The organism is Phenylobacterium sp. LjRoot225 (assembly GCF_964252855.1).
In the GTDB taxonomy this organism is placed as follows: Bacteria; Pseudomonadota; Alphaproteobacteria; order Caulobacterales; family Caulobacteraceae; genus Phenylobacterium.
Window position 1 is genome coordinate 1,106,149 of the sequence record NZ_CAXUPL020000001.1, and the last position, 14,439, is coordinate 1,120,587.

General features: G+C 68.9%; 14 protein-coding genes. 7 read left to right on the forward strand and 7 right to left on the reverse strand.

The annotated features are described in order from the left end of the window. Positions 1-77 precede the first annotated feature (77 nt). Together dksA and fliX are read right to left on the reverse strand one after the other, a co-directional pair. Complete coding sequence (gene dksA / locus ACSQ2B_RS05395) at positions 78-506, reverse strand: RNA polymerase-binding protein DksA (RefSeq protein WP_436048009.1); 429 nt, start codon at positions 504-506, stop codon at positions 78-80. Positions 507-600: 94 nt separating this feature from the next. Beyond that, positions 601-1,032, reverse strand: coding sequence for a flagellar assembly regulator FliX (gene fliX, locus ACSQ2B_RS05400; protein WP_436048011.1), 432 nt, complete (start codon positions 1,030-1,032; stop codon positions 601-603). Positions 1,033-1,240: 208 nt separating this feature from the next. Here fliX and ACSQ2B_RS05405 point away from each other — a divergent pair, with 208 nt between their 5' ends. The 6 genes from ACSQ2B_RS05405 to uvrA all read left to right on the forward strand — a co-directional run bounded on the left by ACSQ2B_RS05405 (position 1,241) and on the right by uvrA (position 9,122). Further along, positions 1,241-2,362: a flagellar basal body P-ring protein FlgI gene (locus tag ACSQ2B_RS05405; protein WP_436048012.1), complete on the forward strand. Its 1,122-nt coding sequence runs from the start codon at positions 1,241-1,243 to the stop codon at positions 2,360-2,362. Next, positions 2,362-2,685 (forward strand): rod-binding protein, encoded by a 324-nt coding sequence (locus tag ACSQ2B_RS05410; protein ID WP_436048014.1) that lies wholly within the window; start codon positions 2,362-2,364, stop codon positions 2,683-2,685. Before ACSQ2B_RS05405 ends, ACSQ2B_RS05410 begins: the two co-directional genes overlap by 1 nt. 11 nt (positions 2,686-2,696) lie before the next feature. Beyond that, the gene (locus tag ACSQ2B_RS05415) at positions 2,697-3,143 is read left to right on the forward strand and encodes a flagellar basal body protein (RefSeq protein WP_436048016.1); all 447 of its coding nucleotides are present in this window, start codon (positions 2,697-2,699) and stop codon (positions 3,141-3,143) included. A gap of 87 nt (positions 3,144-3,230) precedes the next feature. After that, a complete protein-coding gene (locus ACSQ2B_RS05420; protein WP_436048018.1) occupies positions 3,231-3,956 on the forward strand; it encodes a 2OG-Fe(II) oxygenase in 726 nt (241 codons plus the stop codon). Between the two features lie 104 nt (positions 3,957-4,060). After that, a complete protein-coding gene (locus tag ACSQ2B_RS05425; RefSeq protein ID WP_436048020.1) occupies positions 4,061-6,052 on the forward strand; it encodes an OPT family oligopeptide transporter in 1,992 nt (663 codons plus the stop codon). A 175-nt stretch (positions 6,053-6,227) separates the two neighbouring features. After that, positions 6,228-9,122: an excinuclease ABC subunit UvrA gene (uvrA, locus tag ACSQ2B_RS05430; protein ID WP_436048022.1), complete on the forward strand. Its 2,895-nt coding sequence runs from the start codon at positions 6,228-6,230 to the stop codon at positions 9,120-9,122. A 30-nt stretch (positions 9,123-9,152) separates the two neighbouring features. Here the strand turns inward: uvrA and ACSQ2B_RS05435 are convergent, their stop codons facing one another. Together ACSQ2B_RS05435 and ACSQ2B_RS05440 are read right to left on the reverse strand one after the other, a co-directional pair. Next, positions 9,153-9,989, reverse strand: a complete 837-nt coding sequence (locus ACSQ2B_RS05435; RefSeq protein WP_436048023.1) for a hypothetical protein — start codon at positions 9,987-9,989, stop codon at positions 9,153-9,155. 121 nt (positions 9,990-10,110) lie between these two features. Then, complete coding sequence (locus ACSQ2B_RS05440; protein WP_436048025.1) at positions 10,111-10,992, reverse strand: hypothetical protein; 882 nt, start codon at positions 10,990-10,992, stop codon at positions 10,111-10,113. Positions 10,993-11,121: 129 nt separating this feature from the next. On the opposite strand from ACSQ2B_RS05440, the gene trmFO reads away from it, so the two are divergent. Then, on the forward strand, positions 11,122-12,528 hold the full coding sequence (gene trmFO / locus ACSQ2B_RS05445; protein ID WP_436048027.1) for a methylenetetrahydrofolate--tRNA-(uracil(54)-C(5))-methyltransferase (FADH(2)-oxidizing) TrmFO: 1,407 nt from the start codon (positions 11,122-11,124) through the stop codon (positions 12,526-12,528). 3 nt (positions 12,529-12,531) lie between these two features. On the opposite strand, the gene ACSQ2B_RS05450 is transcribed toward trmFO, so the two are convergent. From ACSQ2B_RS05450 to ACSQ2B_RS05460, 3 genes are all read right to left on the reverse strand, one after another. Beyond that, complete coding sequence (locus tag ACSQ2B_RS05450) at positions 12,532-13,230, reverse strand: squalene/phytoene synthase family protein (RefSeq protein ID WP_436048029.1); 699 nt, start codon at positions 13,228-13,230, stop codon at positions 12,532-12,534. 158 nt (positions 13,231-13,388) lie between these two features. Beyond that, positions 13,389-13,994, reverse strand: a complete 606-nt coding sequence (locus tag ACSQ2B_RS05455) for a urate hydroxylase PuuD (RefSeq protein ID WP_436048031.1) — start codon at positions 13,992-13,994, stop codon at positions 13,389-13,391. Positions 13,995-14,072: 78 nt separating this feature from the next. Then, complete coding sequence (locus tag ACSQ2B_RS05460) at positions 14,073-14,432, reverse strand: Mth938-like domain-containing protein (RefSeq protein ID WP_436048032.1); 360 nt, start codon at positions 14,430-14,432, stop codon at positions 14,073-14,075. Positions 14,433-14,439 lie beyond the last annotated feature (7 nt).

Below are 14,439 nucleotides of genomic sequence, written 5' to 3' on the forward strand. Positions count from 1 at the left end.
ACGGGCGTCGCCGTTCAACGGCTTGTCCGCCTCGCCGACCCCGAAACCAAAACGGCCCCTCGCGGGGCCGTCGGGTCTCAGTCGTCGCGGTGGACCCGCTCGCGGCGCTCGTGCCGCTCCTGGGCCTCGAGGCTCAGCGTCGCTATGGGCCGCGCTTCGAGCCGGGCGATGCCGATCGGCTCGCCTGTCTCTTCGCAGTAGCCGTAGCTGCCGTCCTCGATTCGCCGGATCGCCTCGTCGATCTTGGAGATCAGCTTGCGCTGGCGATCGCGAGTGCGGAGCTCCAGAGCCCGATCGGTCTCAGACGAGGCGCGATCGGCCAGATCTGGATGATTCTCGGTCTCGCTCTGCAGGTGGGTGAGCGTCTCCCGCGACTCGCGGAGGATCTCTTCCTTCCAGTCGAGAAGCTTCTGCTTGAAATACTCAAGCTGCCTCTCATTCATAAACTCTTCGTCCTCAGTCGGACGATACTCGGCCTTCTCAGCCATAACCGTGGCTGTGCTCATGAAAACCTCACGCCCCCTGGACGCCTAGAAACACGTGCTGCGTGTACAACGAAACGCATAACGCTTTCAATCGGCGCTCTCCCCATTCGTACTTTTATGCCGCATGCGCGGCTTGCTCCAGTTTTGCGACTTCCACCGCCGCACGCAATTCGATTTCGTCCAGAAGCCCTTCGAGCATCGGATCCTCGGTCAGATCCCGCTCGGCGCGCACCGCCCGGCGCAGCCGGTCGAGCTGCCCTGCGCTGAGCTGTCCGTCGAGCAGAGCGAGCTTCACCTCGTCGAGAACGTCGAGAATGCGGCTCGCACGCCGCACGGCCCGGCGCTTGCGCTCCAAAGGCCCGCCCACGTCCTGCAGGGCCAGCAATGCGTCCACGCCCATCACGCTGCTCGCGCGGTTGACGCCCCCCGTCGGCGCAGCCGCGCCGGCGTCGTCCATCCCCGGCAGCTTGAAGCCGCCGCTGGCGCCCGCACGCGTCCCCTTGGGGCCGGTGGCGGATCCTGTTCCGTTGGGTCCGGTGATCTTCATGTGGCGACTCACACTCCCCCACACACTCTAAGGGCTGCAGGTTCGGCTGGCGCGCTTGCGGTATGGTTAATGCCGGGCAATTTCTGCCGAGGGCGCCGAAGACCGGGCCGACCCCGCCCCACCCCTACTGTTTTTACTTATCTTTCCTGCCCGCAGCGAGTTGGCACGGCTGTCGCATAGCGAGCCCCGAACAGCTTTGCGGTTAACCATGCTTCGCGTCCTTCGCCTCTTCGCCGCCACCGTCGTCATCGCCAGCTTCGGGGCCAGCCTCGCGGTGACGCCGGCCGTCGCCAAGTCGCGTATCAAGGACATCGTCGAATTCGAGGGCGTGCGCGACAACATGCTGGTCGGCTACGGCATCGTCGTCGGCCTGAACGGCACCGGCGACGCCCTGCGTAACGCGCCGATGACGAAGCAGAGCCTCGAGGGCATGCTCGAGCGGCTCGGCGTCAACACCCGCGACGCCAACCTCAACACCAAGAACGTGGCCGCGGTGATGGTCACCGCCCGCCTGCCCGCCTTCGCCGCGGCCGGCTCGCAGATGGACGTGACGGTCTCGGCCCTGGGCGACGCCAAGAGCCTGCTGGGCGGCACCCTGCTGGTCACCCCCCTGCTCGGCGCCGATGGCCAGGCCTATGCGGTGGCCCAGGGCACGGTGCAGACCGGCTCGGTCAGCGCCAGCGGCGCTTCGGGCAGCACGATCTCGAAAGGCGTGCCGACCTCCGGCCGGATCGCCTCCGGCGCCCTGGTCGAGCGGGAGATCGAGTTCCGGCTGGCCAGCATGGACAAGCTGCGCCTGACGCTGCGCAATCCGGACTTCACCACGGCGCGGCGGATCGCCGACGTGATCAACACCCGCTATCCGGGCTCGGCCCTGGCCGAAAACCCGACCATCGTCGCCATCCGCCCGGGCGCCGGCCAGGACATGATGAGCTTCGTGGCCCAGGTGGAGAACCTCGCCGTTGACCCCGACGCGCCCGCCAAGGTGGTGATCGACGAGGTCGCCGGCGTGATCGTGATGGGCGAGAACGTGCGCGTCTCCACCGTCGCCATCCAACAGGGCAACCTAACGATCACCGTCCAGGAGAGCCCGGCGGTCAGCCAGCCGTCGCCCTTCTCCAGGGGCGGGCAGACCACCGTCGTCCCGCAGAGCACGGTCTCGGTGGACGAGGAAAAGGGCCGCCAGTTCGTCACCCTGAGCAGCGGGGCTGCGCTCTCCACCCTGGTGCAGGGCCTGAACGCCCTCGGCGTCACGCCGCGCGACATGATCTCCATTCTGCAGACCATCAAGGCGGCCGGCGCCCTCCAGGCCGACATCGAGGTGATGTGATGAACGTCGCAGGCTTCAACCCCGTCCTCGTCGATCCGCAGCTGCTGAGCGGCCAGTCCCCGGCCGCCAGCGTCGCCGAGCTCGCCAAGCGCGGCCAGATCAGGGAGACCGCCCAGAAGTTCGAGGCGACCTTCCTGTCCAGCATGATGCAGCAGATGTTCCAGGACGTTGAGGTCGCCGCCCCGTTCGGCGGCGGCGAGGGCGAGAAGATGTTCAAGTCCTTCCTCACGGAAGCCATGGCCCAGAAAGTGGCCAAGACCGGCGGGATCGGCATCGCCGCCCAGGTCCAACGCGAAATGCTCAAGATGCAGGGTTTGAAGTAAGGAGACCGCCCATGGCTCTCGCCGCCAATGACGCCACAGAACGCGTCGACCAACTGACCATTCTGACCGAACGCCTGACGGACGTGATCGCCAAGCAGAGCCTCTGCTTCGAGCAGCACCGGCCGCAGGACGCCGGCCTGCTGATGGAGGAGGCCGGCAGGCTGGCCAACCTCTATCGGCATGAGTCGATGCGGGTGCGCGCCGATCCCGGCCTGGTGATCGCCGCCCCGGTCGAGCTGCGCCAGCGGCTGATCCGCGCCACCGAAGCCTTCGACGCGGTGCTGGCGCGCCATGGCCGCGCCGTCATGGCCGCCAAGTTCGTCACCGAGGGCCTGGTCCGCGTCATCGCCGAGGAAGTCGCCAGTCAGCGCGACCAGCTCGCCGGCTACGGTCCGGGCGCGCGGACGCCGTCGTCGTCCGGCGCGGCAACCGCGATCACGCTCAATCGGCGGGCCTGAACCGGCTCGGCCGCGGCTGGCGGGTTTCGGACCTGTGTTTCGAAATCCGCATTGAGACGACGGGGATCTTCCGCGATTTGATTGCGGATGAACGCCCCCCTCGCCCCGCCGTTTGCTGAGCCGTTCGCCGAGCCGGATTGGCCTGAGGTCGCCGAAGCTGTCGACGCCCATGGCTGCGCCCGGATTCCGCGCCTGCTGACGCCGCTCGCGTGCGAGGCCGCAGCGGGCTGGTACGATGCCGCCGAACGGTTCCGCAGCACGGTGGTCATGGGCCGGCACGGCTTCGGCCGGGGGGAATACCGCTATTTCGCCGATCCCCTGCCGCCGCCCGTGCGAGACCTGCGGGAGCGGCTCTATCCGCCGCTCGCCGCCATCGCCAATCGTTGGGCCGAGACGCTCGGCGCGGCCGATCGCTTTCCGTCGGAGCACGCCGCCTACCTGCGCCGCTGCCACGCCGCCGGCCAGACCCGGCCGACGCCGCTGCTGTTGCGTTACGGGCCGGGCGACTTCAACTGCCTGCACCAGGACCTTTACGGCGAGCACCATTTTCCGCTGCAGGTCGCGATCCTGTTGTCGGAGCCGGGACGCGACTTCGAGGGCGGCGAGTTCGTCCTGACCGAGCAGCGGCCGCGCATGCAGTCGCGCGTCGAGGTCGTTCCCCTGCGCCAGGGCGACGCCGTCGTCTTTCCAGTCCGCGAGCGCCCGGTCCGCGGGACGCGGGGCGTCTATCGCGTCACCCTTCGCCATGGCGTCAGCCGGATCCGCTCCGGCCGGCGCTTCGCCCTGGGCGTCATTTTTCACGACGCGCGTTGAGCCTCGGCCCGCAACTGACGCGAGCGAGCTTGAGCCCGCGCGCGCATCCGGCTCTAACAGCGGACGGGACTTGATTTCGCCCGTTTCAGGAGTCGGAACGCCGTATGACCGCAGCCGCCGCGGACCACACCGAAACTTCCCGCCTGGAGCTCACCATCCGGGGGGTGGTGATGGGGGTGCTGATCACCCTCGTCTTCACTGCGGCCAACGTCTACCTCGGGCTGAAGGTGGCCCTGACCTTCGCCACCTCGATCCCGGCGGCGGTGATCTCAATGGCGGTGCTGCGCGCCTTCACCCGCAACGCCACCATCGTCGAGAACAACATCGTCCAGACGGTGGCGTCGGCGGCCGGGGCCATGGCCTCGGTGGTCTTCGTCCTGCCGGGCCTGGTGATCATCGGCGCCTGGACCGGCTTTCCGTTCTGGACCACCTTCGGGGTCTGCGCCTCGGGCGGCGTTCTGGGGGTGATGTACACCATCCCCCTGCGCCGGGCGCTGGTCACCAATTCAAACCTCCCCTATCCCGAAGGCGTCGCCGCCGCCGAGGTGCTGATCGTCGGCTCCGGCGCATACGGCGACACCGTCGACGCCGAGGCCGACAGCCGGCTCGGCTTGCTGACGATCTCGGTGGGCGCGATCGCCGCCGCCGTCTATGCGGCCTTCTCGGCCATGCGGATCTTCACCGGAGAGGTGGGCGCCTATTTCCGCACCGCCAACGGCGGAGCGACGGGGCTGGGCGCGCAGATGTCGCTGGCCCTCTTCGGCGCCGGGCACCTGATGGGCCCGGCCGTCGGCGCGGCCATGCTCGTGGGCCTGGTGATCGCCTGGGGCGCGGCCGTCCCCGTCCTCACCGCCGCCGCGCCGGTTGCAGGCGACGCCGCCGACCTGGCCCTCAGCGTCTGGAGCCAGAAGGTCCGCTTCCTGGGCGCCGGCGCCATCGGCGTCTCGGCGATCTGGACCCTCGCCAAGCTGGCCGGTCCCCTGATCACCGGCGTCACGGGCGCGCTCGCCGCCCAGCGCCGTCGCGGCGAAGGCCATGCCGCCAGCCTGACGCGGGTCGAGCAGGACATCCCGATCGGGGTGATGCTGGTGATCTCGCTGATCTGCCTGGTCCCGGTGGCCGTGGTGCTGGCGACCTTCCTCTCCGGCGGTCCGCTCGGCGGGCTGGTCGTGCCGCTGACGATCGGGGCGGTGCTCTACATCGTGATCGCCGGCTTCGCCGTCGCCGCGGTCTGCGGCTACATGGCCGGCCTGATCGGCTCGTCCAACAGCCCGGTCTCCGGCATGGCCATCCTGTCGGTGCTGGGCGCGGCCCTGCTGATCGCCGCCATCGGCCTGCCGGTGCTGAAGGGCGGCGACACCCGGCCGCTGGTCGCCTTCGCCCTGCTGGTCACCAGTGTGCTGATCTCGGTCGCCATCGCCGCCAACGACAACCTCCAGGACCTGAAGACCGGCCAGCTGGTCGACGCCACCCCCTGGCGCCAGCAGGTGGCGCTGATCATCGGGGTGATCGCCGGCTCGGCGGCGATCCCGGTGATCCTCAACCTGCTGAACAAGGCCTACGGCTTCGCCGGCGCGCCCGGCCAGGCCATCTCCGACAGCCCGCTCGCCGCGCCCCAGGCCACCCTGATCAGCACCATCGCCTCCGGAGTCGTCGGCGGCGACCTGCAGTGGGGCCTGATCGGCGTCGGGGCCCTGATCGGCGCAGCCCTGGTGGTGGTCGACGAGCTGCTGCGCCGCGGAGGCCGCTACAGCCTGCCGCCGCTCGGCGCGGCGCTGGCCATCTACCTGCCCTCCAGCGTCACCGTCCCGGTGATCCTCGGCGCCTTCGCCGGCTGGGCCTTCAACCGCGCCGCCCAGCGTCGGCCCAATCCCGAAGCGACCAAGCGGCTCGGCGTCCTGCTGGTCTCCGGCTACATCGTCGGCGACAGCCTGCTGAACGTCGCCTACGCCGGCCTGATCGTCGCCACCGGCAAGGGCGCGCCGCTCGCGGTGGTTCCGGAGGACTTCGGTCCGGCCACGCCGCTGGCGCTGGCCGTCTACGCCGCCACGGCGCTGCTGCTCTACGGCTGGACGGCGCGACGCGCCCAAAGCTGAGACAACCTGGGGCCAGAAAGCCGGCGCCTGCTGCCAGCGTGGTGTCAGCAGCCCGCGGCGCCTGACCGCAGCCGCTTTGTTCCGGTTGCGTTCTGGTGATATCCAGGAGTCACGGACCTACATTAGCCCACGTCCGCCGGGACCCCCGGCGGGCCGACCGAGTTTCCGGAACAAGATGGCCGAGCAGCTGAACCAGATCCGCGTGCGTGGCGCGCGAGAGCACAACCTCAAGAACGTCAGCGTGGACATTCCACGCGGCGAGCTGGTGGTGCTGACCGGGCTTTCAGGCTCGGGCAAGAGCTCGCTCGCCTTCGACACCATCTACGCCGAGGGCCAGCGCCGCTACGTCGAGAGCCTCTCGGCCTATGCCCGCCAGTTCCTGGAGCTGATGAGCAAGCCCGACGTCGACCTGATCGAGGGCCTGTCGCCGGCCATCTCCATCGAGCAGAAGACCACCAGCCGCAACCCGCGCTCCACCGTCGGCACGGTGACCGAGATCCACGACTACATGCGCCTGCTGTGGGCGCGGGTGGGCGTGCCCTACTCGCCGGCCACCGGCCTGCCGATCGAGAGCCAGACCGTCAGCCAGATGGTCGACAAGCTGTCCGCCATCGACGAGGGCACCCGCCTCTACCTGCTGGCCCCCGTGGTCCGCGGCCGCAAGGGCGAGTACCGCAAGGAAATGGCCGAGTGGCAGAAGGCCGGCTTCCAGCGGCTGAAGATCGACGGCGAATTCTATCCGATCGAGGACGCGCCCACCCTCGACAAGAAGTTCAAGCACGACATCGACGTGGTGGTGGATCGGCTGGTCGCCAAGCCGGGCCAGGAACAGCGCTATGCCGACAGCCTGGAGACCGCGCTTCGGCTGGCCGATGGCATCGCCGTCGCCGAATGGGCCGATATACGCACCGACAAAGAGGAAGAGCCCCGCCGGCTGATTTTCTCCGAGAAGTTCGCCTGCCCGGTCTCCGGCTTCACCATCAGCGAGATCGAGCCCAGGCTGTTCTCGTTCAACAATCCCTACGGCGCCTGCCCGGTGTGCGACGGCCTGGGGGCCAAGCTGGCCTTCGACGCCGACCTGGTCGTGCCGGACAAGGACAAGACCCTCCACAAGGGCGCGGTGGCCCCCTGGGCGCGCGGCCCCTCGCCGCTCTACACCCAGACCCTGCAGGCGCTCGCCCGCCACTACGACTTCTCGATGGACGAGCCCTGGTGGAAGCTTTCCGACGCCGCCCGCCAGGTGGTGCTGCAGGGCTCCGGCAAGGAGAAGATCCGCTTCGTCTATGACGACAACGCCCGCAAGTACGAGGTCAACAAGACCTTCGAGGGCGTGCTGCCGAACCTCGAGCGGCGTTGGCGGGAAACAGATAGCGCCTGGGTCCGGGAAGAGCTCGGCCGCTACCAGTCCGAGACGCCGTGCGAAGCCTGCTCCGGCTACCGGCTCAAGCCCGAGGCCCTGGCGGTCAAGATCGACGGCAAGCATATCGGCGAGGTCTCGACGCTGGCCATTAAGCACGCCCGCGAGTGGTTCGAGGGCCTGCACGACCAGCTCTCCGACAAGCAGATGGAGATCGCCCGGCGGATCCTGAAGGAGATCAACGACCGGCTGCGCTTCCTGGTGAACGTCGGCCTGGACTACCTCAACCTCAGCCGCGGCTCCGGCACTCTTTCCGGCGGCGAGAGCCAGCGGATCCGGCTGGCCAGCCAGATCGGCTCCGGCCTGACCGGCGTGCTCTATGTGCTCGACGAGCCCTCCATCGGCCTGCATCAGCGCGACAACAGCCGGCTGCTCGACAGCCTGCGGGGCCTTCGCGACCTCGGCAATTCGGTGCTGGTGGTGGAGCACGACGAGGAGGCCATCCTCACCGCCGACTACGTCATCGACATGGGCCCGGCGGCCGGCATCCATGGCGGCGAGATCATCGCCCAAGGCGCGCCCGCCGACATCATGGCCGAGCCGCGCAGCATCACCGGACAGTACCTCTCCGGCGTGCGCGAGATCGCGGTGCCGGAACAGCGCCGGGCCTATTCGAAGAAGAAGATGCTGCGGGTCGTCGGCGCGACCGGCAACAACCTGCAGAACGTCACCGGCGAGATCCCGGTCGGCACCTTCACCTGCATCACCGGCGTCTCCGGCGGCGGCAAGTCCACCTTCACCATCGAGACCCTCTACAAGGCCGCGGCGCGGCGGCTGCACAACGCCTCGGACGCGCCGGCCCCGCACGAGCGGATCGAGGGGCTGGAGCTGTTCGACAAGGTCATCGACATCGACCAGTCGCCGATCGGCCGCACCCCACGCTCCAACCCGGCGACCTATACGGGCGCCTTCCAGCCCATCCGCGACTGGTTCGCCGGCCTGCCGGACTCCAAGGCGCGCGGCTACGGCCCCGGCCGGTTCAGCTTCAACGTCAAGGGCGGCCGCTGCGAAGCCTGCCAGGGCGACGGACTGATCAAGATCGAGATGCACTTCCTGCCGGACGTCTACGTCACCTGCGACGTCTGCCACGGCCACCGCTACAACCGCGAAACCCTCGAGGTGATGTTCAGAGGCAAGAATATCGCCGATGTGCTTGATATGACAGTGGAAGAAGCCGCCGACTTCTTTAAGGCGGTCCCGCCGATCCGGGACAAGATGGAGACGTTGAAGCGGGTCGGCCTGGGCTATGTGAAGGTCGGCCAGCAGGCCACCACCCTGTCCGGCGGCGAGGCCCAGCGGGTGAAGCTGTCCAAGGAGCTGTCACGCCGGGCGACCGGCAAGACCCTCTACATCCTCGACGAGCCGACCACCGGCCTGCACTTCGAAGACGTCAAGAAGCTGCTCGAGGTGCTGCATGAACTGGTCGACCAGGGCAATACGGTGGTGGTGATCGAGCACAACCTCGACGTCATCAAGACGGCCGACTGGCTATTGGACTTCGGCCCGGAGGGCGGCGACGGCGGCGGCGAGATCGTCGCCTTCGGCACGCCCGAACAGGTCGCCGACGCACCCCAGAGCTGGACCGGCCGCTACCTGGCCGAACTGCTGGAGCGCCACCGCGAACGGCGGGTCGAGGCGCGGAAGCGGGCCTGATCCACCGCCGTCCCCGGTCATGGCCGCGGTTCAGGCCGGTTCCGTCTTAGGGCCGTCGCCGTCGGCGAACGCCCGATAGGCCGCCGCCACAGGCGCCATGCCCAGCGTCCAGACCACCGGCGCCAGGACGATCTGGATGACGAAGGCCAGGAGGAAGATGCCGGGGTGGCTCTGCAGCGCCTCGCTGCCGCCGAACACGCCGGACAGGCCGTCCAGGCCGCCGAAGCCGAGGGCGACGAGCACCAGGGCGACGAAGACCGTCAGCGTCACCAGGAGGATGAGGCAGAGGCTGAGGGCGCTCATGCCCAACAGGCTCAGCACCCGGCCGCGGGTCAGCCGCCAGGAGCGCAAGAAATCGATCCTGCGCTCGGCGAAGCTGATCGGCGCAGCCAGGGCGAAGCGCAGGCCGAGATAGATCGCCAGCACCGCCGCCAGCAGCTCGAGCCCGACGCCGCCGGCGCCCAGGGCGTGACCGATCACGGCCGCGAGCCAGCCCAGCACCCAGGCGCCGGTGATGGTGATCAGCCAGACCAACAGCAGGCGCAGCTCATCGCGCCCGAGCCGCAGATGCATGAAGGCCGGCTCTTCGGGGCGCATCTCCAGCCGGAAGACGCCGGCCACGAGGATCGCCTGGGTGAAGAGGAAGCTGCACAGCACGATCACGCCGGCCACGCCGAGCGCAGGATTGCGCGCCGCGTCGCCGCCGCCGCCGACCGCTGAGGCGACGACCGAAAGCACCGCCGACAGCACCACGATCATGACCAGGGCCAGCAGGGTGAATCCTGCCCAGCCCAGAACCACGCGCCAGCGCCGCCGGATGAGATGGAAGCCCTCCAGCGCCGCGTCGCTGGCGGAAAACTCGGTCATGTCGGGTCCCTGAGCCCCGAGCCAGTTCCGATCAGATTGATCGGGGATGGCTCCTATCAACAGTCTGCGCGCGTTCTGAAATCGGTTTTCCACCTTTGCGGGACGCGCTGCCGCCCAAACCTTAGCTGTCCTCTGACCGCGCCCTCAACGGATTCGCCGGCTGATCGCCATGGAGCTGCTGATAGGCGACGGCGAAAGGCGCATAGATCATCACCAGCTGGATGACCTGAAGGATCAGCTGCAGGAAGAAATAGAGCGCCACGCCGATGATCGCCGGCCCGGCCAGGCTGCGGATGTTGGCCAGGGCGTCGGCGCCGCCGGCGAGGCCGATCAGGGCCGCGCCGATGACGCTGATCAACAGCCAGACCATGACGTAGAAGATCACCGCCAGGGCGATCATGCCGAACAGCGACCAGAATTTGCCGCGCGAAGCCCGCCAGGAGTCGCGGATGGCGAAGCGATGCAGGGCGAAGGTCATCGGCGTGGCGAGCGACAGCCGGACGCCAAGCCAGACGGTGACCACCGGCAGCACCAGGGCCGCCACAGTGGCCATCCCGCCCTGCTGGTCGGCGGCTGCGACCGCCGCCAATTCGGCGGTCAGGCAGATCATGCCGAAGGCGATCAGCAGCAGGTTGACGAGGGTCAGGCGCAGCTCGTCCTTGCCGAAGCGCAGGTGCAGGAACCCCTTCTCGCCCGGCCGGAGCACGAGGCGGTAGATGCCGCCCATCAGCGCCGAAAACAGGGCCGACAGCAGCACGACGACCAGCAGGAAGGCGGGCCAGGACTGGGCGAGCAGGCTGGAGATCTGATCGATGTCCTTCTGGTCGAAATCCTTCTTGCGGGTCAGCTCGATCAGTTGGGGATCGAGACTGACCAGCATCAGCCGGCCGATGACGAACACACAGACGGCGTAGACCACGCCCCAACCGAAAATCGTCCCCGGCCGCTCCCGGGTCAGGCGGAAGCCCTCGAGCGCGGCTTCGCTCGCCGAAAATCTGATCATTCCCATCCCTTGGCGCGAAACGTTCAGGAGAACGAATCGACGACACCTTCGGCTGCAAATTCGGGTGCGGCCGTGCCTGGCGCAAGGCCCCGCTCGCGATGCGAGCGCAACGTTGCTAGTTAGCCACGCATGACGACGAAACCGATACATGTGATTGGCGGCGGCCTCGCCGGATCTGAGGCGGCCTGGCAGATCGCGCAGGCTGGCGTCCCCGTCGTGCTGCACGAAATGCGGCCCGTGCGCGGCACCGAGGCGCACCAGACGGACAGCCTGGCGGAGCTGGTCTGCTCCAATTCCTTCCGCGCCGACGACTGGTCCGGCAATGCGGTCGGCCTGCTGCACGCCGAGATGCGGCGGCTGGACTCGGTCATCCTGGCTTGCGCCGACGCCCATCAGGTGCCGGCCGGCGGCGCCCTGGCCGTCGATCGCGAGGGGTTCGCCGAGGCGGTCACCGCGAAGCTGGAAGCCCATCCCCTGGTGACCATCGCGCGGGAAGAGGTGGCGGGCCTGCCGCCGGCGGACTGGGACAGCGTGGTGGTCGCCACCGGCCCCCTCACCTCGCCCGCCCTGGCCGAGGCGATCCTGGCCCTGACCGGCGAGGACCAGCTCTCCTTCTTCGACGCCATCGCCCCCATCGTGCACCTCGACTCGATCGACATGGACGTCGCCTGGCGCCAGTCGCGCTACGACAAGGAAGGCCCCGGCGGCGAGGCCGCGGCCTACATCAACTGCCCGATGGACAAGGCCCAGTACGACGCCTTCATCGACGCCCTCCTGGCCGGCCCCAAGTCCGAGTTCAAGGAATGGGAGAACGTGCCCTACTTCGACGGCTGCCTGCCGATCGAGGTGATGGCCGAGCGCGGCCGCGAGACCTTGCGTCACGGGCCGATGAAGCCGGTCGGGCTGACCAACGCCCACAACCCCACCGTAAAGGCCCACGCCATCGTCCAGCTGCGGCAGGACAATGCGCTCGGCACCCTTTGGAACATGGTGGGCTTCCAGACCAAGCTGAGGCACGGCGCCCAGGCCGAGATCTTCCGCACTATCCCAGGGCTGGAAAAGGCGGTCTTCGCCCGGCTCGGCGGCCTGCACCGCAACACCTTCCTCAACAGCCCCCGGCTGCTTGACGCGCAACTGCGGTTGAAGGCCGACGGCCGGCTGCGCTTCGCCGGCCAGGTGACCGGCGTGGAAGGCTATGTGGAGAGCGCCGCGGTGGGCCTGCTGGCCGGATGCTACGCCGCGGCCGAGCGGCTGGGCCGCACGCTGCCGCCGCCGCCGCCGACCACCGCCCTGGGCGCCCTGGTCGGCCACATCACCGGCGGCCACCTCGACGCCGGCGCCCGCTCCTTCCAGCCGATGAACATCAACTACGGCCTGATGCCGCCGATCGACGACTTGCCGAAACGCGCCGACGACGGCCGCAGGCTCGGCTCGAAGGAAAAGGGCCGGACCAAGAAGCGGCTGGTCGGCGAGCGCGCCCTGGCCGACCTCGACGCCTGGCGAGCCGGGGCCCCGGCGCTGGAGCCCGCGGAATAGGCCTCAGATCCGGCCCCGGGCCACGGCGAGAGTGATTCTCAACCGGCTCCCCAGGTCTTCGGTCGTCCGGCCGCGCGCCCGGGCGGCGGCGAAGACCCCATGCGCCACCGCCGGAAAGGCCGCCGGACTGAGCCGCGCCGCCTCGCGCCGCCCCTCGGCGAGCAATCGCTCGAAGGCGCCGCGCAGGTCCGGCTGCTCGGCGACGCGGCGGGCCAGCGCCCAGGCCCCGGCGGCGGCCAGCGCCTGATCCCCTGATGCGGCCGGATCGAGGGCGGCGACGGCCGCCTGCGCCGCCCGCCCCGCCGTGTCCCGCGCCCAGGCCACCGCCTCGGCCGCGCTCAGCGGCTCCGGGTCCAGTTCGCGATAGCGGGCGTCGATCATGGTCTCGAGCGGCTCGCGGGCGAGGCCGCGGCGCGCGACCGCGCCGGCCAGCGCCTGGGCGGTCGGATGCCGCCGCACGGCGCGGTCCTCGAAGATCTCCTCCAGGACCTCGCGCCACCAGGTCAGGCGGATCTCGCCGAGCAGCGGGTTGGAGGCGATGCGCGGCGCGCGGGCCAGCTCGTGGTCGAAGGCGTAGAGGGCGATCACGTCCGCCCGCTGGCCCGGATCGGCGATGAAGCGGCTGGACAGCCAGCGGTCGGGATCGACGCGCCGCACCAGGGCGTCGAGGTCGTCCGGATCAGAGGGTGCGTCGCTGGCCATGGCGCGCTGCCCTGAAGCCTCGCGCGATGTTCGTCAACGGCCAGTTCGTTCGCGCCGTCGCGTTTCCATTCGGGCGCCATCCCGGTTTCGCGAAGCTGCGGAGCATAAAAAAGGCCCGCCGTCGCCGGCGGGCCTTTCGCAGTCCCTTCGGCCTTGGATCAGGCGAAGAGCGTCTGGTTCATGGTCATGGTGACCAGCATCGGGATCGACAGCAGGGTGTTGGTCCGCGAGAACAGCATCGCCTTGCGGGCCGCCGCGGCCTTGGCGTCGGCGTCGGCCTCGACCAGGCCCAGGGCGATCTTCTGCGCCGGCCAGATGAAGGCCCAGACGTTGATGAACATGATCGTCGCGAGCCACATGCCCAGGCCGATGAAGCTATGCTGCGGGACCTTGAAGCCCTCGGTGGCGCCCAGGGTGAACGCCTCCACCAGATAGCCGCGGTTGAAGGCGAGGATCACGCCCATGACCCAGGTGAACAGGGCCGCCCAGCGGAACCAGAACAACGCTTCCGGCGCGATGTACTTCGACACGCCCGGCTTCAGCTCCGCCGGGATCTTCGGCATCGTGGGGATCTGGACGAAGTTGAAATAGTAGAGCAACCCAATCCACATGATTCCGAACAGCACGTGCAGCCAGCGGAACACCGCCTGCAAGAAGATCGCATCGGTCGAGCCGTAATGCATGGCGTAACCAACGATGATAATCAGCGCCAGGACGAAGCTGACGATCACCGTGTTGCGCAGATTGGAGAGTAGTCCAGCCATCGAGTCCCCCTCGGAGTTCCTACCGTGGCGGTCAGGTATAGGGCGTTTCGTCGCGGGCGGGAAGCTTCCCGCGCCTCGTCAGACGGCGATCAGGGCCGCCGCGATCCGGCGTCCTTCGGCAGTCAGAACATTGTAGAGCTTGGCCGCAGCCGGAGTGTCCATGAACTCCAGGCCGATGCCCGCGCGCTGCAGGGCGTCGCGCACGGCGCGCGGCGGCATCGCATTGCGCGCGCCGACGCCCAGCAGCAGGAACTCCACCTCGGCCCGGCCGGCCTCCAGCACCGGCGCCAAGCTCTCCGGGGTCAGCTCAGGCAGCGCCCGCACCGGCCAGTTGCGCGCCTCGTCGCTGACGATCAGCAGCGAGCCCTCATGACGCGCCCCGTCGAGACGGAAGCCACCCTCGCCGTAGGCGTCGATGGAAGGCGCATCCCGGGACATGGCGGCC